This is a genomic window from Streptomyces sp. NPDC050528, from assembly GCF_044457795.1.
In the GTDB taxonomy this organism is placed as follows: Bacteria; Actinomycetota; Actinomycetes; order Streptomycetales; family Streptomycetaceae; genus Streptomyces.
In genome coordinates this window covers 1-21,253 of the sequence record NZ_JBITHH010000001.1, presented here as the reverse complement: position 1 = coordinate 21,253, position 21,253 = coordinate 1, and the positions used below count along the sequence as shown (strand labels likewise).

Annotated in this window: 22 protein-coding genes and 2 rRNA genes; 5 read left to right on the top strand and 19 right to left on the bottom strand. The window is 68.6% G+C overall.

The window, feature by feature from the left end; translation table 11 throughout:
• Nucleotides 1-96: 96 nt before the first annotated feature.
• On the top strand, nucleotides 97-267 hold the full coding sequence (locus ACIBK4_RS00120) for a hypothetical protein (protein ID WP_398990589.1): 171 nt from the start codon (nucleotides 97-99) through the stop codon (nucleotides 265-267).
• 28 nt (nucleotides 268-295) lie between these two features.
• Here the strand turns inward: ACIBK4_RS00120 and ACIBK4_RS00115 are convergent, their stop codons facing one another.
• From ACIBK4_RS00115 to ACIBK4_RS00080, 8 genes are all read right to left on the bottom strand, one after another.
• Nucleotides 296-661: a DUF805 domain-containing protein gene (locus ACIBK4_RS00115; RefSeq protein WP_398990587.1), complete on the bottom strand. Its 366-nt coding sequence runs from the start codon at nucleotides 659-661 to the stop codon at nucleotides 296-298.
• A gap of 253 nt (nucleotides 662-914) precedes the next feature.
• Nucleotides 915-1,304, bottom strand: coding sequence for a DUF805 domain-containing protein (locus ACIBK4_RS00110; protein ID WP_398990585.1), 390 nt, complete (start codon nucleotides 1,302-1,304; stop codon nucleotides 915-917).
• Nucleotides 1,305-1,335: 31 nt separating this feature from the next.
• On the bottom strand, nucleotides 1,336-2,331 hold the full coding sequence (gene hemB, locus ACIBK4_RS00105) for a porphobilinogen synthase (RefSeq protein ID WP_398990583.1): 996 nt from the start codon (nucleotides 2,329-2,331) through the stop codon (nucleotides 1,336-1,338).
• Between the two features lie 487 nt (nucleotides 2,332-2,818).
• Complete coding sequence (locus ACIBK4_RS00100; protein WP_398990581.1) at nucleotides 2,819-4,528, bottom strand: uroporphyrinogen-III synthase; 1,710 nt, start codon at nucleotides 4,526-4,528, stop codon at nucleotides 2,819-2,821.
• The gene (gene hemC, locus ACIBK4_RS00095) at nucleotides 4,525-5,484 is read right to left on the bottom strand and encodes a hydroxymethylbilane synthase (protein WP_398990579.1); all 960 of its coding nucleotides are present in this window, start codon (nucleotides 5,482-5,484) and stop codon (nucleotides 4,525-4,527) included. Before hemC ends, ACIBK4_RS00100 begins: the two co-directional genes overlap by 4 nt.
• Nucleotides 5,481-7,181 (bottom strand): glutamyl-tRNA reductase, encoded by a 1,701-nt coding sequence (locus tag ACIBK4_RS00090; RefSeq protein WP_398990576.1) that lies wholly within the window; start codon nucleotides 7,179-7,181, stop codon nucleotides 5,481-5,483. The genes hemC and ACIBK4_RS00090 overlap by 4 nt, the downstream gene beginning before the upstream one ends.
• Complete coding sequence (locus ACIBK4_RS00085) at nucleotides 7,178-7,939, bottom strand: redox-sensing transcriptional repressor Rex (RefSeq protein ID WP_390158273.1); 762 nt, start codon at nucleotides 7,937-7,939, stop codon at nucleotides 7,178-7,180. Before ACIBK4_RS00085 ends, ACIBK4_RS00090 begins: the two co-directional genes overlap by 4 nt.
• 247 nt (nucleotides 7,940-8,186) lie before the next feature.
• The gene (locus ACIBK4_RS00080) at nucleotides 8,187-8,435 is read right to left on the bottom strand and encodes a glutaredoxin family protein (protein WP_366435850.1); all 249 of its coding nucleotides are present in this window, start codon (nucleotides 8,433-8,435) and stop codon (nucleotides 8,187-8,189) included.
• Between the two features lie 105 nt (nucleotides 8,436-8,540).
• Here ACIBK4_RS00080 and ACIBK4_RS00075 point away from each other — a divergent pair, with 105 nt between their 5' ends.
• The 3 genes from ACIBK4_RS00075 to ACIBK4_RS00065 all read left to right on the top strand — a co-directional run bounded on the left by ACIBK4_RS00075 (nucleotide 8,541) and on the right by ACIBK4_RS00065 (nucleotide 12,024).
• Entirely contained in the window at nucleotides 8,541-9,485 is a 945-nt protein-coding gene (locus tag ACIBK4_RS00075; protein WP_398990573.1) for an HAD family hydrolase, read from the top strand.
• Nucleotides 9,486-9,800: 315 nt separating this feature from the next.
• On the top strand, nucleotides 9,801-10,574 hold the full coding sequence (locus tag ACIBK4_RS00070) for an ECF subfamily RNA polymerase sigma factor, BldN family (RefSeq protein WP_366435848.1): 774 nt from the start codon (nucleotides 9,801-9,803) through the stop codon (nucleotides 10,572-10,574).
• A gap of 235 nt (nucleotides 10,575-10,809) precedes the next feature.
• Nucleotides 10,810-12,024, top strand: a complete 1,215-nt coding sequence (locus ACIBK4_RS00065; RefSeq protein WP_398990571.1) for a DUF5667 domain-containing protein — start codon at nucleotides 10,810-10,812, stop codon at nucleotides 12,022-12,024.
• Nucleotides 12,025-12,135: 111 nt separating this feature from the next.
• On the opposite strand, the gene ACIBK4_RS00060 is transcribed toward ACIBK4_RS00065, so the two are convergent.
• From ACIBK4_RS00060 to ACIBK4_RS00040, 5 genes are all read right to left on the bottom strand, one after another.
• A complete protein-coding gene (locus ACIBK4_RS00060) occupies nucleotides 12,136-13,206 on the bottom strand; it encodes a lysophospholipid acyltransferase family protein (RefSeq protein ID WP_398990569.1) in 1,071 nt (356 codons plus the stop codon).
• A 14-nt stretch (nucleotides 13,207-13,220) separates the two neighbouring features.
• A complete protein-coding gene (locus ACIBK4_RS00055; RefSeq protein WP_398990567.1) occupies nucleotides 13,221-14,282 on the bottom strand; it encodes an NAD-dependent epimerase/dehydratase family protein in 1,062 nt (353 codons plus the stop codon).
• 160 nt (nucleotides 14,283-14,442) lie between these two features.
• The gene (locus ACIBK4_RS00050; RefSeq protein WP_003948845.1) at nucleotides 14,443-14,541 is read right to left on the bottom strand and encodes a 30S ribosomal protein bS22; all 99 of its coding nucleotides are present in this window, start codon (nucleotides 14,539-14,541) and stop codon (nucleotides 14,443-14,445) included.
• Nucleotides 14,542-14,652: 111 nt separating this feature from the next.
• A complete protein-coding gene (locus ACIBK4_RS00045; RefSeq protein ID WP_004984898.1) occupies nucleotides 14,653-14,865 on the bottom strand; it encodes a helix-turn-helix domain-containing protein in 213 nt (70 codons plus the stop codon).
• Nucleotides 14,866-14,994: 129 nt separating this feature from the next.
• Nucleotides 14,995-15,810 carry a phosphatase gene (locus ACIBK4_RS00040; protein WP_398990565.1) on the bottom strand — a complete coding sequence of 272 codons (816 nt, stop codon included), beginning with the start codon at nucleotides 15,808-15,810 and terminating at the stop codon, nucleotides 14,995-14,997.
• 211 nt (nucleotides 15,811-16,021) lie between these two features.
• Here ACIBK4_RS00040 and ACIBK4_RS00035 point away from each other — a divergent pair, with 211 nt between their 5' ends.
• On the top strand, nucleotides 16,022-16,462 hold the full coding sequence (locus ACIBK4_RS00035; protein WP_398990563.1) for a spore-associated protein A: 441 nt from the start codon (nucleotides 16,022-16,024) through the stop codon (nucleotides 16,460-16,462).
• 604 nt (nucleotides 16,463-17,066) lie between these two features.
• On the opposite strand, the gene ACIBK4_RS00030 is transcribed toward ACIBK4_RS00035, so the two are convergent.
• The 6 genes from ACIBK4_RS00030 to ACIBK4_RS00005 all read right to left on the bottom strand — a co-directional run.
• Nucleotides 17,067-18,239, bottom strand: a complete 1,173-nt coding sequence (locus ACIBK4_RS00030; RefSeq protein WP_398990560.1) for an acetoin utilization protein AcuC — start codon at nucleotides 18,237-18,239, stop codon at nucleotides 17,067-17,069.
• The gene (locus tag ACIBK4_RS00025; protein WP_398990558.1) at nucleotides 18,190-19,401 is read right to left on the bottom strand and encodes an MFS transporter; all 1,212 of its coding nucleotides are present in this window, start codon (nucleotides 19,399-19,401) and stop codon (nucleotides 18,190-18,192) included. Before ACIBK4_RS00025 ends, ACIBK4_RS00030 begins: the two co-directional genes overlap by 50 nt.
• Before the next feature lie 67 nt (nucleotides 19,402-19,468).
• The gene (locus ACIBK4_RS00020) at nucleotides 19,469-20,164 is read right to left on the bottom strand and encodes a VC0807 family protein (RefSeq protein ID WP_398990556.1); all 696 of its coding nucleotides are present in this window, start codon (nucleotides 20,162-20,164) and stop codon (nucleotides 19,469-19,471) included.
• 93 nt (nucleotides 20,165-20,257) lie between these two features.
• Nucleotides 20,258-20,902: an HAD family hydrolase gene (locus ACIBK4_RS00015; protein WP_398990554.1), complete on the bottom strand. Its 645-nt coding sequence runs from the start codon at nucleotides 20,900-20,902 to the stop codon at nucleotides 20,258-20,260.
• A gap of 66 nt (nucleotides 20,903-20,968) precedes the next feature.
• Nucleotides 20,969-21,085, bottom strand: a 5S ribosomal RNA gene (gene rrf, locus ACIBK4_RS00010).
• Between the two features lie 95 nt (nucleotides 21,086-21,180).
• Nucleotides 21,181-21,253 (bottom strand): 23S ribosomal RNA (locus ACIBK4_RS00005); the annotation flags it as partial.

Sequence of the window (21,253 nt, the reverse complement as noted above, 5' to 3'; positions counted from 1 at the left end):
GTCCCGGCGTCCCGAATCCGGCAGCAGCCGTAGACCGGAGCCCGCGCGACCACCCAAGCTGCACCCGATGACGCTTCGCTTCCAAAGGGGGACCCCATGCCCGCCCGCACCACCCGCACCCGCGTCCGCGCCCGCACCCGAGTCCTGGCCGTCGCCACGACCGTGCTCGCCGCGGCGCTGCTGCTCTCGGGATGCAAGGACGGCATGGGCGTACGCGACGAGGGCCCGTCGGGCGTGAGCCCCACCTCGGTGGGGTCAACGCCCTGACGGGCCCTGGATACGTGCGCGTGCGTGATCAGGCGTGCGCCGGAACCCCGCCGACTTCCTTCGGGTTCGGGCCGTACGCGTTGGCGCCGGGCGCGCTGTCCAGGCAGGTGAAGACCAGCAGGATGATGCCGCCGACGAACGGGACGAGCCCGATGAAGATCCAGCCGCCCGAGCGGCCCGTGTCGTGCAGTCGGCGGACGCTGACGCCCAGGCCGGGAAGCAGGACCGCCAGGTAGAAGAGGATCACGAGGTACGGGAACTTGATCGCGACGCCGATGACGCCGAGAACGATCGCGATGATCCCCGCGAACAGGGCGAACATCCAGTACTCCTTGCGGCGCGCGCGCCCGCTGAATACCGCGTACTTCTTCAGTGCCTCGATGAAATAGCTCATGGTGTCCCCCAGGGATCGACGTTCGGACCATCCAGAACGGATCAGGCCAGGCGCAGAAGGTAAGGACAGTGATGCGGACGCGTCAAATCCACATAAGTGCGGGACGAGCAAGGCCAATTGGGTCCACAACCACCCACACCGACCGTCGATTTCACGCCAGCACCCGTCCGGGACACCGAACCGAGACAACCCCGACGCCGGAACGATCTCGAAGCGTTGCCTGGCCGACCGACACGGGGGGGGAGGCCGGTGATCAGCGGTGCGCGGGAATCCGCTTCGGGCACGGGCCGAACCGGTTCTCGCCGGGCTCGCTCTCCGTGCACAGGAAGATCAGCATGACGACGGTTCCGACGAACGGGACGAGTCCGATGAGCGACCACCAGCCCGAGTGGTCGGTGTCGTGCAGCCGCCGCACGGTGACGGCGACGGCCGGCAGCAGGCACATCACGGTGACGACGAACGCGGCGACGAGGAGAGCCGGGGACTTGGCCGAGGCGCCGAGGCCGCCCAGCACGACGTAGACGACGTAGACCGCCGCCACGAACGTCCAGTACTCACCGCGCCGCGCGCGCCCGCTGAACACCGCGTACTTCCGCAACGGTTCGACAACCCAGCCCACTGCGCCCGCCCCCCGACTACTCACGCACACTCCAACAACACACAACCGAAGGGTGTCAGTCGCGCAGCTTCTGCGCAGCCTCCACGGCCCAGTACGTGAGGATGTTCCGCGCCCCGGCCCGCTTGATCCCGGTGAGGGTCTCGAAGATCGCCTTGTCCCGGTCGATCCAGCCCTTCTCGGCGGCGGCCTCGATCATCGAGTACTCGCCGGAGATCTGATAGGCGGCGACGGGCACGTCCACGGCGTCGGCGACCTTGGCCAGGATGTCGAGGTAGGGCCCGGCCGGCTTGACCATCACCATGTCGGCCCCCTCCTCCAGGTCGAGCGCCAACTCCCGCATGGATTCCCGTACGTTGGCCGGGTCCTGCTGGTACGTCTTGCGGTCCCCCCGGAGCGAGGACCCGACGGCCTCACGGAAAGGCCCGTAGAAAGCGGACGAGTACTTGGCGGTATAAGCAAGGATGGCGACGTCCTCCCGCCCGATCTGATCGAGCGCGTCCCGGACGACCCCGATCTGCCCGTCCATCATCCCGCTGGGCCCCACGACATGAGCCCCGGCATCGGCCTGCACCTGAGCCATCTCGGCATACCGCTCAAGGGTGGCGTCATTGTCAACGCGCCCAAGCTCATCCAGCACGCCACAGTGCCCATGATCGGTGGTCTCGTCGAGACACAGATCGGACATGACGAGCAGCTCATCCCCAACTTCGGCCCGCACATCGCGCAGGGCGACCTGAAGAATCCCATCGGGATCGGTACCGGCCGTCCCAAGAGCATCCTTCTTGGACTCCTCAGGCACCCCGAACAACATGATCCCGGAGATCCCGGCCGCAACAGCCTCAGCAGCAGCCTTCTTAAGACTGTCCCGAGTGTGCTGCACAACTCCAGGCATGGCCCCGATCGGCACCGGCTCGGAAACCCCCTCGCGCACGAACGCCGGGAGGATGAAGTCGGCCGGGTGCAACCGGTTCTCAGCGACCATCCGCCGCATGACGGGGCTGGTCCGAAGCCGCCGGGGGCGAGAGCCGGGAAAGGATCCGTACGTCGTCATGCCTTCTACGCTACGCCCGCCCCAGGGGCACCTTTGCCGACGGTGAGTCGGCACACATTTCGACATACGTTGCGAGCACTTCGGCCCGCTTCACGCACTTTCCGGCGCCGTCTTTGGCTGCGCTCTTCGGTGCAGGTTTTGGTGCGGTGGCGGGCGCGGGCTTTGGTGCGCTGTCGGGCGCAGGCTTCGGTGCGCTGCCGGACGCACGCTTCGGTGTGGCGACGGGCGCAGACCTCGGTGCGCTGGCGTGCGCACGCCTCGGTGTACCGGCGGACACACTTCTCAACAGGCCGGCAGAATCCCGTCCGCCCGGTGCCTTTCAAACTCAGGCCGCAATTCTTCAGCCCGTCCGGCGTTTGAGGACAAGGCCGTTCAGGCCGAAGGGGGGTCTGGGGGCGCAGCCCCCAGGGATGGGACGGGTAGGGGCGGCGGGGGCGAAAAATCCCCGCGACCCCCGCCCCCACTCACCGCAACCGAAGCCGAAGCCTCAGGTCGTACGCCGCCGCCGCGCACCAGGCCGACGCTCACTGGGCCGAGTAACCGGATCCCCAGCCTCTTGAGCCGCCGCCCGCCTACGCAACCCGAAGTTCGCCAACGCCTCGGCCAACTTGTGCACAGACGGCTCCGGAGCCATCACATCCACCCGCAGCCCATGCTCCTCGGCAGTCTTCGCCGTAGCAGGACCAATACAGGCAATCACCGTCACGTTGTGCGGCTTACCCGCGATCCCCACCAGGTTCCGCACAGTGGACGACGACGTGAAGAGAACGGCATCAAAGCCACCCCCCTTGATCGCCTCCCGCGTATCGGCCGGCGGCGGCGACGCCCGCACGGTCCGGTACGCGGTCACGTCATCCACCTCCCACCCGAGCTCGATCAGCCCGGCGACCAGCGTCTCGGTGGCGATATCCGCACGCGGCAGGAAGACCCGGTCGATCGGATCGAACACCGGGTCGTACGGCGGCCAGTCCTCAAGCAAACCCGCCGCGGACTGCTCACCGCTCGGCACGAGATCCGGCTTCACCCCGAAGGCGATCAACGCGTTGGCGGTCTGCTCCCCCACCGCGGCGACCTTGATCCCGGCAAACGCCCGCGCATCGAGCCCGTACTCCTCGAACTTCTCCCGAACCGCCTTCACCGCGTTGACCGACGTGAAGGCGATCCACTCGTACCGCCCGGTGACGAGCCCCTTGACCGCCCGCTCCATCTGCTGCGGCGTCCGCGGCGGCTCGACGGCGATCGTAGGCACCTCGTGCGGAACAGCCCCGTACGACCTCAACTGGTCGGAGAGCGAAGCCGCCTGCTCCTTCGTACGCGGCACGAGCACCTTCCAGCCGAACAACGGCTTGGACTCGAACCACGACAACTGGTCGCGCTGCGCGGCGGCGGACCGCTCACCGACCACGGCTATCACCGGCCGGCCACCATCAGGGGACGGCAGCACCTTCGCCTGCTTCAGCGTCTGCGCGATCGTCCCGAGCGTCGCGGACCAGGTCCGCTGACGAGTGGTCGTACCAGCCACTGTGACGGTCATGGGCGTATCGGGCTTACGACCCGCAGCCACCAACTCACCGGCAGCGGAAGCGACCGAATCCAGGGACGTGGACACCACAACCGTGCCATCCGACGCCCCCACCTCCGTCCAGCACCGGTCCGACGCGGTACGGGCGTCCACGAACCGGACGTCCGCCCCCTGCGCGTCCCGCAGCGGGACACCGGCGTACGCGGGCACGCCGACGGCCGCCGCGACACCCGGGACGACCTCGAAAGGCACACCCGCGGCGACGCAGGCGAGCATTTCCTCGGCGGCGTACGTATCTAGTCCGGGGTCCCCGGACACCGCACGTACGACCCGCCTGCCGCCCCGCGCGGCCTCCATGACAAGATGTGCCGCATCCCGCACAGCGGGTAGGCCAACGGTTGTTGACGCACCGTCAACAACCGTTAGTTGAGGCGTGCCTGTGCCCGGGAACGAGTCCGAAGAAGGACCCGGATCCGGATGCACGACGGCTACGCCGGGTCGGGCGTGCGCACGTACGACGTCGAGCACCTCGTGCTCGGCGACGAGAACGTCCGCGCTCGCCAGCGCCTCGACGGCGCGCAGTGTGAGCAGTCCCGGATCTCCGGGTCCGGCACCCAGGAAGGTGACGTGCCCGTGTTCGGGACCAGCGGCAGCGGGAAGAGTGGTGGGGCTCACTTGGCTTGCTCCCCCATCAGACCGGCCGCGCCCTGCGCGAGCATCTCGGCGGCGAGTTCGCGACCGAGCGCCAGTGCTTGGTCGTGCGACTCGGGCACGGGACCGGTGGTGGACAGCTGCACCGTACGCGAACCGTCGGTCGTGCCGACTATTCCGCGCAGGCGCATTTCCTTGACAATCTGCCCGTCGGCCAGAAGGTCGGCCAGCGCGCCCACAGGGGCGGAGCAGCCGGCCTCCAGGGCGGCGAGCAGGGACCTTTCGGCAGTCACGGCGACCCGCGTGAACGGGTCGTCGAGCTCGCCGAGTGCCGCGATCAGGTCCGCGTTGTCCGCGGCACACTCGATCGCCAGGGCCCCCTGGCCGGGGGCGGGCAGAACCGTGTCGACCGACAGGAAGTCGGTCACGTCGTCGAGCCGGCCGATCCGGCTGAGTCCGGCGGCGGCCAGGACCACGGCGTCCAGCTCACCGTCCCGGACGAAGCCGACACGGGTGTCGATGTTCCCGCGGATCGGGACCGTCTCGATGTCGAGGCCGTGGCTGCGCGCGTACGCGTTCAGCTGGGCCGTGCGCCGCGGGGAGCCCGTACCGATGCGCGCCCCGCGGGGCAGGTCGGTGAACTTCAGGGCGTCCCGGGCGACGATCACGTCACGCGGGTCCTCGCGCTCGGGTACGGCGGCGAGCACCAGCTCGTCGGGCTGCGTGGTCGGCAGGTCCTTCAGCGAATGAACCGCGAAGTCGACCTCACCGCCGAGCAGCGCGTCCCGCAGCGCGGTCACGAAGACCCCGGTGCCGCCGATCTGGGCGAGGTGCTCGCGGGAGGTGTCGCCGTAGGTGGTGATCTCGACGAGCTCGACGGGCCGTCCGGTCACCTGGCTCACGGCGTCCGCCACCAACCCGGACTGGGCCAGGGCGAGTCTGCTCCGCCTGGTCCCCAGTCTCAGTGCCTTGCTACTCATGCTGGCCCTCGGTTCTTGCTGATCTCAGAGTCTTCTACAGCCCGGGAGACGGAGGCCACCGTCTCCTGGTCCAGGTCGAACAGGGTGCGCAGCGCGTCCGCGTACCCGGCGCCGCCGGGCTCGGCCGCGAGCTGCTTGACCCGTACGGTCGGCGCGTGCAGCAGCTTGTCGACGACGCGTCGCACGGTCTGGGTGATCTCCGCGCGGTGCTTGTCGTCGAGGCCGGGCAGCCGTCCGTCGAGCCGGGCGATCTCGCCGGCGACGACCTCGGCGGCCATGGCGCGCAGGGCGACCACGGTCGGCGTGATGTGCGCGGCCCGCTGGGCTGCCCCGAAGGCCGCGACCTCGTCGGAGACGATACGCCGGACCGCGTCCACGTCCGCCGCCATCGGAGCGTCCGCGGAGGCCTCGGCGAGCGACTCGATGTCCACGAGCCGGACCCCGGCCAGCCGGTGCACGGCCGCGTCGACGTCCCGCGGCATCGCGAGGTCGAGGAGCGACAACACCGGTGCGGGGCGCGGGATGTGGGCCACGGGTTCGGGCCTGCGCCGCTCGGGAATGCGTCCGACGGTGGCGGCCATGGTGGCGAGTTCGGTGATGAGCTCGGCCTCGGGCGTGCTCCGGGCCGCCTCACGCCGGTCCACGGCCGTGCCGCCGACCCAGGCCGCGTGCTGCTCCAGCGTCGCCGCGTCCATCCCGGCCACGGCGGCCTCCCCCATCACGGAGAAGCCACTCGCCCCCTGCACCGCGGACAGGTCCAGCGGACACCCGTCCTCGGTCCCGACGGACGTCGGCGGAAGCTCTTCACGTACGACATCCACCACGGCCGTACGACCGAACGTGACGTCCGGCGGCACCCGGCCCTCGACCGCGTCCGCGACCGCGTCGGCCGTCAGGACCAGGCCCGTCGCGCCCGTGCAGGACACGGCGAGGTCGGCACGTGTCAGCTCGAACGGCACCGAGTCCATCGGTACCGCGCGGGCGGACACGTCCGTTTCGGGGCTCTCCGTGATGATCTGGGCGAGCCGCTCGGCGCGGTCGGACGTGCGGTTGGCGACGACGATCTCGGCGACCCCGGCACGCGCGAGGGTCGCGGCGGCCAGCGACGACATGGAACCGGCGCCGATGACCAGGGCGCGTTTCCCCTTGGCCCAGGCTTCAACTGCCGTACCGGAAGAGAGCTGTTGAAGGCCGAAGGTGACCAGGGACTGGCCCGCGCGGTCGATGCCGGTCTCCGAGTGGGCGCGCTTGCCGACGCGGAGGGCCTGCTGGAACAGCTCGTTCAACAGCCGCCCGGCGGAGTGCAGTTCCTGTGCCTTGGCCAGGGAGTCCTTGATCTGGCCGAGGATCTGGCCCTCGCCGACGACCATCGAGTCGAGACCGCAGGCCACCGAGAAGAGATGGTGGACGGCCCGGTCCTCGTAGTGCACGTAGAGATAAGGAGTGAGCTCGTCCAGGCCGACGCCGCTGTGTTGCGCGAGCAGCGTGGACAACTCCGCGACGCCCGCGTGGAACTTGTCCACGTCGGCGTAGAGCTCGATGCGGTTGCAGGTGGCCAACACCGCGGCCTCGGCGGCCGGTTCGGCGGCGACGGTGTCCTGGAGGAGCTTGAACTGGGCGTCCGCGTTCAGCGTGGCCCGCTCCAGGAGACTGACCGGCGCGCTGCGGTGGCTCAGCCCGACGACGAGGAGACTCATGCCGGCATCACGGCGGGGACGTCCCCGTCAGGACCCTGCTCGGCGGAGTCGCCGCGGCGCTTGGCGGCCGGGTGCGCCGCCTCGTCGGCGGCCTCCTCGCCGGCCTTGCGCTGCTCGTGGAAGGCGAGGATCTGCAGCTCGATCGAGAGGTCGACCTTGCGGACGTCGACGCCGTCCGGGACGGTCAGCACGGTCGGCGCGAAGTTCAGGATGGACGTCACACCGGCGGCCACGAGTCGGTCGCAGACCGGCTGGGCGGCACCGGCGGGGGTCGCGATGACGCCGATGGAGACGCCGTTGTCGCTGATGATCTTTTCCAGCTCGTCCGAGTGCTGCACCGGGATGCCCGCGACGGGCTTGCCGGCCATCGCCGGGTCGGCGTCGATGAGCGCGGCGACGCGGAAGCCGCGGGAGGCGAACCCGCCGTAGTTGGCGAGGGCGGCGCCGAGGTTGCCGATACCGACGATCACGACCGGCCAGTCCTGGGTCAGGCCCAGCTCGCGGGAGATCTGGTAGACGAGGTACTCGACGTCGTAGCCCACACCGCGGGTGCCGTAGGAACCGAGGTACGAGAAGTCCTTGCGCAGCTTCGCGGAGTTGACCCCGGCGGCGGCCGCGAGCTCCTCGGAGGAGACCGTGGGCACCGAGCGCTCCGAGAGTCCGGTCAGCGCGCGGAGGTACAGCGGGAGACGGGCGACGGTGGCCTCGGGAATCCCTCGGCTACGGCTCGCCGGTCGGTGAGTTCGGCCAGTTGCCACGGTGCTCCTGCGGGTAGAGCGGGGCTGTGGGCGGTCACACGTACCCAGACCGCCCCGTCGGAAGCAGGCTATGTCTTTGTGAACGCGTGCACAAAGATGGTGTCCGATTTGCCCGGCCAACGTGACCGGGGTCACGCACACGCGTCCCAGCCGTATTCCAGGGGGCAAAACCGCCACACTCCTCGTAATTCCCGCCCCCGAGACCAAACCGCCGTCGATCCTAAGCGACGTTCGGGTGCGCGTTGAACTACTTGGTCAGTTCCCGGCGCAGGCGGGCCTCGTCCACCCGCCAGAAAGTGTGCTGTTTCCCATCGATGAGGACGACCGGAATCTGCTCCCAGTACGCGTCGTGCAGCCGCTGGTCCTCGGTGATGTCCTTCTCCTCCCAGGGGACCCCGAGGTCGGCGCAGACCTTCTCCACGACGAGCTGCGCGTCCTCGCACAGATGACAGCCAGGCTTGCGGATGAGGGTGACGAGATGACTCATGCACACCATTCTCGCGCCACCGGTGCACTTCTTTAACGGCCCGGTCGCGGAGAGTTCACAGCCTCCGAACCTCTCGGCTCCGGAACCACCGAACAAACTGGCTATGCTCACGACATGGCCGCTCTCGGATGGCTCACTCCCCGTAGGCGCTCCGCCACGGCGCGGAGCGTGTTGGCAGGCGAGGCCTCTGCGGAGGCAGCGCGCAAGTCGTCGCAGGACGCGCAGGACATACAGGACACCCGCGCGGACGAAAAAGCGTCGGAGGAGCCGGAGTTCCCGGTCCTCGGCGACGACAGAGCCGCGGCCTTCTTCGACCTGGACAACACCGTCATGCAGGGCGCGTCGATCTTCCACTTCGGCCGGGGCCTGTACAAGCGGAAGTTCTTCGAGACCCGCGACCTCGCCCGATTCGCCTGGCAGCAGGCCTGGTTCAGGCTCGCCGGCTTCGAGGACCCCGAGCACATGCAGGAGGCGCGCGACTCCGCGCTGTCCATCGTCAAGGGCCACCGCGTCGCCGAACTCCAGTCGATCGGCGAGGAGATCTACGACGAGTACATGGCCGAGCGCATCTGGCCCGGCACCCGCGCCCTCGCCGAGGCACACCTGGCCGCCGGTCAGAAGGTGTGGCTCGTCACCGCCGCCCCGGTGGAGATCGCCAATGTGATCGCCCGCCGCCTCGGCCTCACCGGCGCGCTCGGCACGGTCGCGGAGTCCGTCGACGGCGTCTACACCGGCAAGTTGGTCGGCGAACCCCTGCACGGCCCCGCGAAGGCGGAGGCGGTAAGGGCGTTGGCGGCGGCGGAGGGCCTGGACCTCTCGCGCTGCGCCGCGTACAGCGACTCGCACAACGACATCCCGATGCTCTCGCTGGTCGGGCACCCCTACGCCATCAACCCGGACTCCAAGCTGCGCAAGCACGCCCGGGAGTTGGACTGGCGGCTGCGCGACTACCGCACGGCCCGCCGCGCGGCCAAGGTCGGCATCCCGGCGGCGGCCGGCGTGGGCGCGGTGGCGGGCGGCACGGCCGCGGCGATCGCATTGCATCGCCGACGCCGGTGACGCGGTAAACACGGCCAATCCACGGGTCGTACCCGCGTAACCCCCTGTCCAGTCACGTTGGCTGCACACGGCCACAACACGCCCCGGTCCCTGACTGAATTCGGACCGTTCTGATCAACAACCGGTCACTCTGCGGTACTTGATCGGGCGCCAACCGGTTACAGAAGCGACGTAATCGATGATTTGAGCAACTGGGTGTAGCAGCGCCTGCACGAAGCGTTATTCTCCTCAGACGCAATCCGGTACCCCTCCGTCGCTACGACGGGTGAATGTTCCGGTACTGCACGTGATGGAAGCTCTGCCTCTGGGAGTCCCGTGTACCCACACGTCGGGGTTGACGCCTCGGGCCTGGCTACGCTGCGCGCAACGGTCCAAGACCTGTTGCGCGGCTTCGTCCCCACCGCGTACGCCGTCCCCGCCGCCTTCGCCACCACCGCACCCGTCGGTCCGTGCTACGCACTGGCCGACGGCGGCGCCACGGTGGGCAGACGAGGGCGCTCGGCCGGCGCCGCCACCGCACGCCGTCCGGCCGCTGACAGCGACAGCGCCCGGATGATGGACCTCGTGGAGCGTGCCCAGGCCGGCGAAGCCGACGCCTTCGGCCGCCTCTACGACCAGTACAGCGACACTGTGTACCGGTACATCTACTACCGAGTGGGAGGCAAAGCCACCGCCGAGGACCTCACCAGCGAGACCTTTCTGCGCGCCCTGCGCCGCATCGGCACGTTCACCTATCAGGGTCGTGACTTCGGCGCCTGGCTGGTGACGATCGCCCGCAACCTGGTAGCCGACCACTTCAAGTCGAGCCGCTTCCGGCTGGAAGTGACCACCGGCGAGATGCTCGACGCCAACGAGGTCGAGCGCTCCCCCGAGGACTCCGTCCTGGAGTCCCTCTCGAACGCCGCGCTGCTCGACGCCGTACGACGGCTCAACCCGCAGCAGCAGGAGTGCGTCACACTCCGCTTCCTCCAGGGCCTCTCCGTTGCGGAGACCGCCCGGGTGATGGGCAAGAACGAGGGCGCGATCAAGACCCTCCAGTACCGGGCCGTGCGCACGCTCGCCCGGCTCCTCCCGGACGACGCCCGCTGACGGCATACGCTCGGTAACGCCCAACTCGCGCTCAGTGAAAGTCCGTTGAGTTCGCGGTCGGATCATCCGTCGTCCGTAACCCAAGTGCCGCGCCACTCGTTGTGCGGGATACAGGCTCCCTGTGGTCACACCCTGGCCCTCTCCGATCACTCGATCGTGTGGATGCGGTCAGGCTGTGCAACCCTCAGGACCCCCTGGGGAGTCGACCGTCATGACGCGAGAGGAGGTGCCGCCAGTGATCGCGAACGTATCGGCGCACCGGCGGGCGAACGCCTTCGCCCAGGCCCTGGAAGAGGAGCAGTCCGACCAGGGCACGGCGGCCGAGCAGTCCGAAGGACCGGCCCCGGCCCCGGCTGCTGCGGAACAGACCGAGCAGGGCCGCATGCTGGCCTTCGCCACCGGTCTCGGCGAGCTGCCCAAACCCGTGCTGGACCCCGAGGTCAAGGTGGTCCAGCGGGCCCAGCTGGTCGCCGCGTTCGAGGCCATGCTGCAAGGCGAGGCACCCGAACCCTCGGTACCGGAGCAGCGCTCCCCCCGGTCCCGGGGTGCGCACCGGGCCACCGGTCTGGGCAAGCTGCGACCCCGGTCCCGGCTCACCAAGGGCCTCGCGGCCGGCGGACTGAGCGTCGGGGTCGCCGCGGGTGCCTTCGGCGGAGTGGCCGCGGCGAGCTCGGGCGCCCTGCCCGGTGACTCGCTCTACGGCCTGAAGCGCGGCATCGAGGACTTCAAGCTCAACTACCTGTCCGACGGCGACGACCAGCGCGGTGTGGCCTACCTCGACCAGGCGTCCAACCGCCTGAGCGAGGCACGCCGGCTGATCGAGCGGGACCGCAGCGGCCACCTCGACCACGAGCAGCTCGGCGAGATCCGCCGCACGCTCGCCGGGATGACCCACGACGCGTCCGAGGGCCACCGCCTGCTGCACGAGGCGTACGAGCAGGACCCGAACTCGCTGGGCCCCATCCAGGCCCTCTCCGCGTTCTCCCGCTCGCACCGCGAGGCCTGGGGCGCCCTGCGCGACCGCCTCCCCGTCCAGCTCGGCGACGTCAGCGACCAGGTCTCCTCGGTCTTCGACGCCATAGACGAAGAGGTCGCCCCGCTCCAGTCGCTGCTCCCCCAGCCTCCGGCGACAACCCCCGGCACCGGCAAACACCGCGCTCCGGACCGAACGTCCCCGGGCGGCTCCACGGACACCCACCGCTCGACGACACCGAGCACCACCGACGGCTCCGCCGAGTCCAGCCACTCCAGCACCCCGAGTTCGTCCGCCACCACCGGCGACGGCCTCCTCGGCGGCAACACGGGCGGCCTCCTGGACCCCCCGAAGTCCTCGGGCACGGCATCCCCGTCCACGAGCAAACCGTCGATCACAGAACCGGACGTCACGCTGCCACCACTGCTGCCGGGCTTGCTACCGGGCTTGGGCATCGACAGCGAAGACGCGAACTAGCCCAATGGGCGCCCCTCCAACGAGGGGCGCCCATCTGCTTTTAGGGGCGCGGGGAACTGCGCGACCAGCCCCCACCGGCCCGCAGCCAAAAAAACTGCGGAACCCAAAAAGCTAGAAGAACACCGACCTGCGCTGCACCAGCAACTTGTACAACGTGTGCTGGATCTGCTCCCTCACCTGGTCGGTCAGGTTGAACATCAGCATCGGATCCTCGGCAGCCTCCGGCGGATAGCCATCCGTAGGGATCGGCTCACCGAATTGGATCGTCCACTTCGTAGGCAACGGGATCGCACCCAGCGGCCCCAGCCAGGGGAACGTCGGAGTGATCGGGAAGTACGGGAACCCCAGAACCCGGGCCAGCGTCTTGGAGTTGCCGATCATCGGGTAGATCTCCTCGGCCCCGACGATCGAGCACGGAATGATCGGCGTGCCCTTGCGCAGCGCGGTGGAGACGAACCCGCCCCGACCGAACCGCTGGAGCTTGTACCGCTCACTGAACGGCTTGCCGATCCCCTTGAAGCCCTCCGGCATCACACCGACCAACTCACCCCGCCCCAGCAGCCGTTCGGCATCCTCCGCACAGGCCAGCGTGTGACCGGCCTTACGGGCGAGTTCGTTGACCACCGGGAGCATGAAGACGAGGTCCGCCGCGAGGAGCCGCAGGTGCCGCCCCGCCGGGTGGTTGTCGTGGACGGCGATCTGCATCATCACCCCGTCCAGCGGCAGCGTCCCGGAGTGGTTGGCGACGATCAGCGCACCGCCCTGAGCCGGGATGTTCTCGATGCCCTTGACCTCGACCCGGAAGTACTTCTCGTACAGCGGGCGCAGCGCCGGCATCAGGACCTCGTCGGTGAGCTCCTCGTCGTAGCCGAAGTCGTCGACCTCGTAGTCCCCGGTGAGCCGGCGACGCAGGAAGGACAGGCCGTGGGCGACCCGGCGTTCCAGGGCGCTCTGGAGGCTCTGGATCTCCTCGTCCTGCGGCTTCTCCGGCTCGTGTTCCTCACGCGTCACAGGAACATCATCCTGCGTGAAGTCCCGGCCCGGCAGGGGCTGGACCTCACGGACCAGCGCGGGCTCGCCGTTCTTGCGCCGGTTCCCCGTGCTCCGGCGTCGCTGCGGCCGCTGCACGCCGTTGGCGCGGGACCGGTCGTCGTCGAACGGAATGACCTTGGCATCCGCCATCGTTGATGCGCTCCTCAGTTGGCGCTCGGCGTCGGGGGGTGGCCACTGTCCGGCCCGGACAGCGCGGCGATCCGGTCGACGGCCCCCGCGAGGACCTCCGGCGGCAGGAGCCCCGGGCCCTGGCTGCGCGCGAAGTCCGCGAAGGTCTCGGCGGTCGTGTACTTCGGCTTGTACCCCAGCGTCTCGCGCATCTGCACCGTCGACACGACCCGGCCGTGGGTGAGCAGCCGGATCTGCTCCGGCGAGAAGTCCGTCATCCCCAGCGTGCGCACCAGGGAACCGGCCCAGGTGACCGCAGGAAGCAGCAGCGGCACGGTCGGGCGGCCCAGGCGCCGCGAGCACTGGGAGAGCAGCAGAACGCCGTCCCCGGCGATGTTGAAGGTGCCGCTGTTGAGCGTGCCCCGCTCCGGGTCGTGCGAGGCGATCCGCAGGACGTCGATCACGTCGTCCTCGTGCACGAACTGCAGCCGCGGGTCGTAGCCGAACACCGTCGGCAGCACCGGCAGCGAGAAGTACGACGCGAGCGGTGAATCCGCCGTAGGACCAAGGATGTTGGCGAAGCGGAGCACGCACACCGCGACGTCCGGCCGACGGCGGGCGAAGCCGCGGACGTACCCCTCGACCTCGACGGTGTCCTTGGCGAAGCCGCCGCTCGGGAGGGACTTCGGCGGGGTGCCCTCGGTGAAGACGGCCGGGTCGCGCGGGGCGGAGCCGTAGACGTTCGTGCTGGACTTCACCACCAGGCGCTTGACGACCGGCGACTTCTGGCAGGCGCCGAGCAGCTGCATGGTGCCGATGACGTTGGTCTCCTTGACCGTGGTCCGGCTGCCGCTGCCCAGGGCGGTGCCCGTCACGTCCATGTGGACGACCGTGTCGGCGCCCGACTCGGCGAGCACCCGCGCGATGGTGGGCTGCCGGATGTCGGCCTGGATGAACTCCGCGCCCCCGAGATGGTGCCCGGGCGCGACCGCGTCCACGGCGATCACCCGGTCGACCCGCGGATCCCGCTGGATCCGACGTACGAACCGGCCCCCCAGCTGACGGGCCACTCCGGTCACGAGCACGACCTTCCCCAAGATCAGCGCCTTCCTTCTGAGTTACCCGTGTGCGGCCAACCTAGCGGTTCGGTGTTGCGCTGTGATGACCGCCCGACCGACGAAAGTCCGGAACATAACTGTGGCCCCCCACCGAATTCGGTGGGGGGCCACAGGAGACGCTCTCGCGGCGCCGCGTCGCCTACTTCTTGTTACGACGCTGCACGCGCGTGCGCTTCAGCAGCTTGCGGTGCTTCTTCTTAGCCATCCGCTTGCGCCGCTTCTTGATAACAGAGCCCACGACTACCCTCGCTCACTTCTCATCACTCGGTGCTGGGCATCATGGGCCCATACGACCTACAAGGGGCCAGCCTACCCGTCCGAGCGCTGAGGTCGTAATCGAGGTATCGCCTCAGGCTGTCTCCACCCCCACATAACTCTCGCGAAGGTACTCGTGTACCGCTTGCTCGGGGACACGGAAGGACCGCCCCACCCGGATAGCGGGCAGATGACCGCTGTGCACCAACCGGTACACGGTCATCTTCGACACTCGCATCACCGAGGCGACCTCCGCCACGGTAAGGAACTGAACCTCGTTCAGAGGCCTCTCGCCAGCTGCAGCCATGACACACCTGAACCTTCCGCACTCGACGGTCACCGGCTTCCCCTTCCGGTGACTCTTCGTCGTTGCGTGCTCACTCCCCAATGTAGGGGCGTGTGATGCGAGTGGGGAAGAGGTGCACCCATCGGCGGCCTACTGTGACAGACACGCTCGATTGAGTACGTAGCGGGTAAGCGGCCGGTAGTAAGCGGACCGCACGGCGTCATCAAGTGGAACGACGACGGACACCGACCCCTCGGCCTCCCCCACGAAGAGCGCGGGGTCATCCGTATCCGCCAGCCCAATAGCCTCAAACCCCAGCTGACCTGCCCCGCAGACCCATCCGTGGTCCCCGATCACCAGCTCCGGAAGCGCCCCGCCGGCCTCCGCCGCCGCACCCAGCACGGTACGAACCGGGAGCGGTGAGTGCGTGTGTGCGCCGGGCTCACAACCGGTGCGTTCGGGGCCGGGTTCGCGGACCAGGCCGACCCCCTGGACGTAGTCAAGGTTGTACGTGCGTAGACCGAACCGGGTCGTTATGTCGACAGAGCGACCATGCGCAGGGGTGAGAACAGCACACCCCGCCGCCGACAAGGCGTCCGCCAACGCGGCGTAGAACCCGAGCAGTCGATGCGGATGCCCGGTCCCGAGAAGCACGGCACCGCTCCGCTCCGCTACCTCCCCCAACCGATCGGCGAAGGCATCCAAAGCACTCAACGTCCGCTCGGGATCGATCACATCATGCCCGGAAGTGTGCGCCGGGTCGGCCGAAACCCCACACTTGTCCGCCATCAACCCGATCAAGTCCCGCTCCCCCCAAGTCCATTCGGGATCGAGTCCGATCAGCACCCGGGGGTCCCGCGCGGCGAAGGCGCGATAACTCCGCAGACTCTCCTCCCGCGAGGTGGCCACGGGCCCGGCCAGCCGAGCGGCCAGCAGATGGGCGCGGAGGGCGCCGGTGCTCAACACGAGGGTGATGGTGACGGACGGCGCCCCCGGCTACGGCCGGAACCCCGGAAACACCGCGCGGTTGGCGTAACACCGGTGACAGGACAGTGACAAAGACGGCCACAACTGTCGTACGGCTTCCCGGGTCTCACCTTGCGTGGACGGAACGACCAACCGTCCCAAGCAAGTTGACCACCACGATCAAGGCAACAACATCAACTGGGGGAACACCATGATGAAGCTGTCCCGCCGCACGACAACCGCGGCCGCACTCACCGTCCTCGCCCTCGCCGGCACGGCGGCGGCCACGGCCCCGGCCTCGGCGGCCACCACGACCAAGGCAGCGGCCGTCGCCACGTACAACGGCGCCTGCGGCACCGGCTACAAGGTCATCGACTCCACGCCGGTCGGGAACGTCGGCAAGGTCTTCCTGACCTGGAACGAGTCCACCGGCAAGAACTGCGCCGTGACCATCCGCAACGCCCCCGGCGCCAAGATCTACATGGGCGTCGAACTCAACATCATCACCGACCACGAGAGCACCCCGGTCAGCGACACCGGCCAGTACACGTCCTACGCCGGCCCCGTCTACATGCCCGCCCGCGGCTACTGCGCCGAGTGGTACGGCGTCATCGGCACGGCCACGGGCGGAGACTCGGGCCACTGCGGCTGACGGAGGCATCGACGCGGGGGCGGATGCCGCACGAATGCCGGGGCGGATACCGCGTGAACGCCGGGGCGGATACCGCGTGAACGCCGGGGGCGGCTGACGCGTGAACGCCGGGGGCGGTTAGACCAGCCGTCCCCGGCGGCCACATCTCAGCGCCGCCCGGCGTGACTTGGCGCGGGCGGCCACTTTTCAACCCAGGCCGGCACGTCTCACCTCGTCCGGCGTTCGAGGACGAGCCCGCGCCATCCCGAACCCCCACCCACCCGCTAGGGGCGATGCCCGGAGTAACGGCACCTCTCCAGCACAGGCCGGCACCACTCAGCCCGTCCGGCGTTCGAGGACGAGCCCGCGCCATCCCGAACCCCCACCCACCCGCTGGGGGCAATGCCCGAAGTGCCGACACCTCTCCAGCACAGGCCGGCACCACTCAGCCCGTCCGGCGTTTGAGGACGAGGCCGTCCAGGCCGAAGGGGGGTCTGGGGGCGCAGCCCCCAGGCGGGGCGGAAGGGGCGGCAGCCCCTGGGGATGGGACGGGTAGGGGCGGCGGGGGCGAAAAATCCCCGCGACACCCACCCCCACCCCCACCCCCTCGCACACCCCCGGAGCCCTACGCCAACAACCCCCGCAACGGAAACACCGCCCGCCGAGTAGCCAACACCGCCTGGTCAAGCCGATCCGCAGGGTCGTACCCCGACTCCCAGCCAGCGTAAGAAACCGGCCACCGCCCATCAGTCATCCGCTGCGGCCCCAACTCCCGAGTCCGAGCGAACACTTCCTGCCGCCACCCCTCAGGAATCACCGCCTCCGGAGCGATCTCCCGCCCCGCAGCAATCGCAACGAGATGCGTCCAGGACCGCGGCACCACCTCCACCACGGCATAACCACCCCCACCGAGCGCAACCCACTTCCCGTCCGCGTACTCGTGCGCGAGCTCATGACAGGCAACCTGCACCGCCCGCTGCGCATCCAACGACACCGCGAGATGAGCAAGCGGATCCTCAAAATGCGTATCGGCCCCATGCTGAGAAACCAGCACCTGCGGCCGAAAGTCCGCGATCAACTCCGGCACGACAGCATGAAAGGCCCGCAACCACCCCGCGTCCCCGGTCCCCGCCGGCAACGCCACATTGACCGCGGAGCCCTCCCCCCGCCCCGCCCCGGTCTCCTCCGGCCACCCGGTCTGCGGAAACAACGTCCGAGGATGCTCATGCAGAGAGATCGTCAACACCCGGGGGTCCTCCCAGAACGCCGCCTGGACCCCGTCCCCGTGATGCACGTCCACATCGACATAGGCGACCCGCTCGGCCCCCAACTCCAACAGCCGGGCGATGGCAAGCGAGGCGTCGTTGTAAATACAGAACCCCGAGGCAGCCCCCGGCATGGCGTGATGCAACCCACCCGAGAAGTTCACGGCATGCAGAGCGTCCCCGCCCCACACAGCCTCGGCAGCCCCCACGGACTGCCCCGCGATCAGCGCGGACACCTCATGCATCCCGGCAAAGGCAGGATCATCCATGGTCCCGAGCCCATACGCCCCGTCAGCCGCCCCCGGATCAGCCGAAGCCGCCTTCACGGCCTCGACGTAGTCCTCCCGATGAACCAGCCGCAACGTCGAATCACCAGCGGGCTTCGCCGCTACGACCTCCACGTCCTTGTCGAGCCCAAAGGCATCGACAAGCCTCCGGGTCAGGGCAAGCCGAACCGGGTCCATCGGATGGTCCCGGCCGAAGTCATAGCCCGTTACTGCCTCGTCCCACATCAGCTGTGCGCGCCCGCTCATGCCCGTCACCGTATCGGTCCCCCTGCGGCGCGAACGAGCGGGCGTACACCAACGTCACCAGCACCAACACCATCGGCACGAGCATCGCCCCGCGATAACTCCAGGCATCACCCAGCGCCCCCACCAACGGCGAACCGATCAGAAACCCGACGTAATTGAACACATTGAGCCGCGCAATGGCCGTATCCGAAGCCCCCGGAAACAACCGCCCGGCGGCAGCAAAGGTCTGCGGCACCAACACACACAACCCAAGCCCCAACAAGGTGAACCCCAGCATCCCCACCCCGGCCCCCGGCGCCACAGCCACCACGGCAAACCCCACCGCGGCCACCACAGCCCCCAGCCGCACCACCGCCACGGCCCCGAACCGCCGCACACCCAGGTCCCCGATCCCCCGCCCGACCAGGCACATCACCATGTAGACGTTGTACGGAACGGTCGCCACCTGCTCCGAACTCCCCAGCACGTCCTTCAGATACTTCGCACTCCAGTTGGAGACGGTCGAGTCCCCGATATAGGCGAAGGTCATCACCAGACACAACGGCAGCAGCAACTTGAACACGAGCGGCCCGGCCTCGGCCCCCTCGCCCTCCTCACCGGGCGCACCCCCGTCGACGTACCACCGACTCCCCACCAGCGCGGCCGGCAACAACACGGCCACCACAGGCAGATACGACACCCACAGCGCGAGATGCCAGTGCGCCCCGGCCCAGGCCAACGAGGCCCCCACAATCCCGCCCAGGCTGTACGCGGCATGGAAGCTGAGCATGATGCTGCGTCCGTACGTCCGCTGCAGACTCACCCCGAGCATGTTCATCGAGGCATCCAGCGCACCCACCCCGAGCCCGAACGCCCCCAGGGCGACGGCCAGTTCGGCCATGCTGTCGCCCGCCCCGACCCCGAGCAGCGCCAGGAGCACGACGGGCTGGGACCAGCGCAACAGCACGCTGGGCCGTATTCGCTTCACGAGTTGCTCGGTGGTCACGCTCCCGACCCCGGCGAGGATCGGCACGGCGGCAAGGAAGACGGGCAGCAGCCCGTCCGAGACCCCGTAGCGGTCCTGGATCGCCGGGATGCGCGTCACGAGCAGCGCGAAGGTGGCGCCCTGAGCGAAGAAGCTGAACGCCAAAGAGGCCCTACCGCGCCGCAGCACATCTGTCATGGCGGCGAGCGTAAGGGCCCCGGCGTACTCGTGGGTAGATCCAGCCAAAGATGAATTCTGCTCAGCTTTACCGAGCGGCGACCAGCGAAGGCATCGCCGCAGGTACGGGGGCGTCCCCGGCCTTCAGCTCCGCGTCGATCATCTCCGCCATCGGCCCGACGGCGACACCACCACTGACCACGGACGTCACGGCGATCGTGCCGATCATCACGACCGTGCCGAGCCACACCATGGTGTCCACGGGCAGCGTGTACACCCCGACGACCCGCGCGACGCACTCCGCGAGCAGCATCACACCCCACACGAGCGAGAACCGCCGCTCGGCCCGCCGAAACGCCACCGACCCGCTGAGCAGCCGCTCGAACGCGGCCTCCCGCTCCGGATCCCCCTTCACCAGGAAGGGCTTCATCCCGGCGGTCATCATCGGCTTCCCCATCACCACGGACACAAGGATCCCGATCCCGACGACACTGCTGATCCCGCTGTCCTTGGCGAGCATCAGCCGCGGATCCCCGGCCACGAAACTCAGCAACAGCCCGACAACATTCACGAGGAGAATCAGCGCGGCAAAGGCATTGATCGTCCGCTCGGCGACAACCCCCCACACGGTCCGCACCGCCGGCACGACACTGCTCCACCCCAGCGCCGCCACCGTACTCATCCCGAACCCGCTCTTCAGCAGGTAGTACGACCCGATCGGCACCGCCACATCCATGAGGAGCGGCGCGAAGTTCTTCTTCAGGGAGCCCGTGTTCGTCGTCATGCCCTCAGCTTGCCGCGAGGCCCCGACCCGCCAGTAGAACCGATCGTCCGGACCTCGGCATGACAAATGTCAGCGCCCCGACACTGCCCGAGGTCATTCCAACAGGTCAGCCAACTGCCCCATGTCACCGAAGAGTTGCGTCACCCCGGAGAGCCGCTCCCCAGGAGTCATGGCAGTGAACCCATACACATCCATCCCAGCAGCAACACCCGCCCGCACCCCAAGCGGACTGTCCTCTACGACGACACACCGTTCCGGCGCGACGCCCATCCGCTCGGCCGCGTACAGGAAGAGATCCGGCGCGGGCTTCCCCCGCCCCACGTCCTCAGAACTGAAGACCCACTCCTCCTCGAACCACTCGTCCAGCCCCGTGGTCCGATGCCCCACCCGAATCCGCTCATGGCTCCCGGACGACGCCACGCAGTACGGCACCCCGTCCGCGACCAGCCTCTCCAGCACATCGACGGCCCCGGCGACCGGCTTCAACTCCCGCTCGAACGCGGCGAACACGCGAGCGTGGAAGACCTCGTCGAAGTCGTCCGGAAGCCGCTGCCCGGTCCGCTCCTCGACGAGATCGTGGACGCGGTGCATCGCGGCGCCCATGTAGTCACGGAGGGACTCCTCGTAGGAGGTCGGGTGCCCGAGCTCGGTGAGATAGCCGGCGAGGAGCCTGTTGGAGATCGGCTCACTGTCGACGAGAACACCGTCGTTGTCGAAGATCACGAGGTCATAGCGCATGCTACTGAGCCTAAACGCAGAAAACCCCCGTACCGATTTAACGGTACAGGGGTTTTCGCAATATTTGTTCGGCGGCGTCCTACTCTCCCACAGGGTCCCCCCTGCAGTACCATCGGCGCTGTAAGGCTTAGCTTCCGGGTTCGGAATGTAACCGGGCGTTTCCCTCACGCTATGACCACCGAAACACTATGAAACAGACAACCGCACCACACCCCGCATAACCCAGGAGTGTGGGGTTGTTCGTGGTTTCAGAACCAACACAGTGGACGCGAGCAACTGAGGACAAGCCCTCGGCCTATTAGTACCGGTCACCTCCACCCATTACTGGGCTTCCAGATCCGGCCTATCAAC

Coding starts and splice junctions, on each gene's coding strand:
- ACIBK4_RS00120 (WP_398990589.1), top strand. CDS start 97: ATGCCCGCCCGCACCACCCGCACCCGCGTCCGCGCCCGCACCCGAGTC.
- ACIBK4_RS00115 (WP_398990587.1), bottom strand. CDS start 661: ATGAGCTATTTCATCGAGGCACTGAAGAAGTACGCGGTATTCAGCGGG.
- hemB (WP_398990583.1), bottom strand. CDS start 2,331: ATGACGACGTACGGATCCTTTCCCGGCTCTCGCCCCCGGCGGCTTCGG.
- hemC (WP_398990579.1), bottom strand. CDS start 5,484: ATGAGTAGCAAGGCACTGAGACTGGGGACCAGGCGGAGCAGACTCGCC.
- ACIBK4_RS00090 (WP_398990576.1), bottom strand. CDS start 7,181: ATGAGTCTCCTCGTCGTCGGGCTGAGCCACCGCAGCGCGCCGGTCAGT.
- ACIBK4_RS00080 (WP_366435850.1), bottom strand. CDS start 8,435: ATGGTGTGCATGAGTCATCTCGTCACCCTCATCCGCAAGCCTGGCTGT.
- ACIBK4_RS00075 (WP_398990573.1), top strand. CDS start 8,541: ATGGCCGCTCTCGGATGGCTCACTCCCCGTAGGCGCTCCGCCACGGCG.
- ACIBK4_RS00060 (WP_398990569.1), bottom strand. CDS start 13,206: ATGGCGGATGCCAAGGTCATTCCGTTCGACGACGACCGGTCCCGCGCC.
- ACIBK4_RS00045 (WP_004984898.1), bottom strand. CDS start 14,865: ATGGCTGCAGCTGGCGAGAGGCCTCTGAACGAGGTTCAGTTCCTTACC.
- ACIBK4_RS00035 (WP_398990563.1), top strand. CDS start 16,022: ATGATGAAGCTGTCCCGCCGCACGACAACCGCGGCCGCACTCACCGTC.
- ACIBK4_RS00030 (WP_398990560.1), bottom strand. CDS start 18,239: ATGAGCGGGCGCGCACAGCTGATGTGGGACGAGGCAGTAACGGGCTAT.
- ACIBK4_RS00025 (WP_398990558.1), bottom strand. CDS start 19,401: ATGACAGATGTGCTGCGGCGCGGTAGGGCCTCTTTGGCGTTCAGCTTC.
- ACIBK4_RS00020 (WP_398990556.1), bottom strand. CDS start 20,164: ATGACGACGAACACGGGCTCCCTGAAGAAGAACTTCGCGCCGCTCCTC.
- ACIBK4_RS00015 (WP_398990554.1), bottom strand. CDS start 20,902: ATGCGCTATGACCTCGTGATCTTCGACAACGACGGTGTTCTCGTCGAC.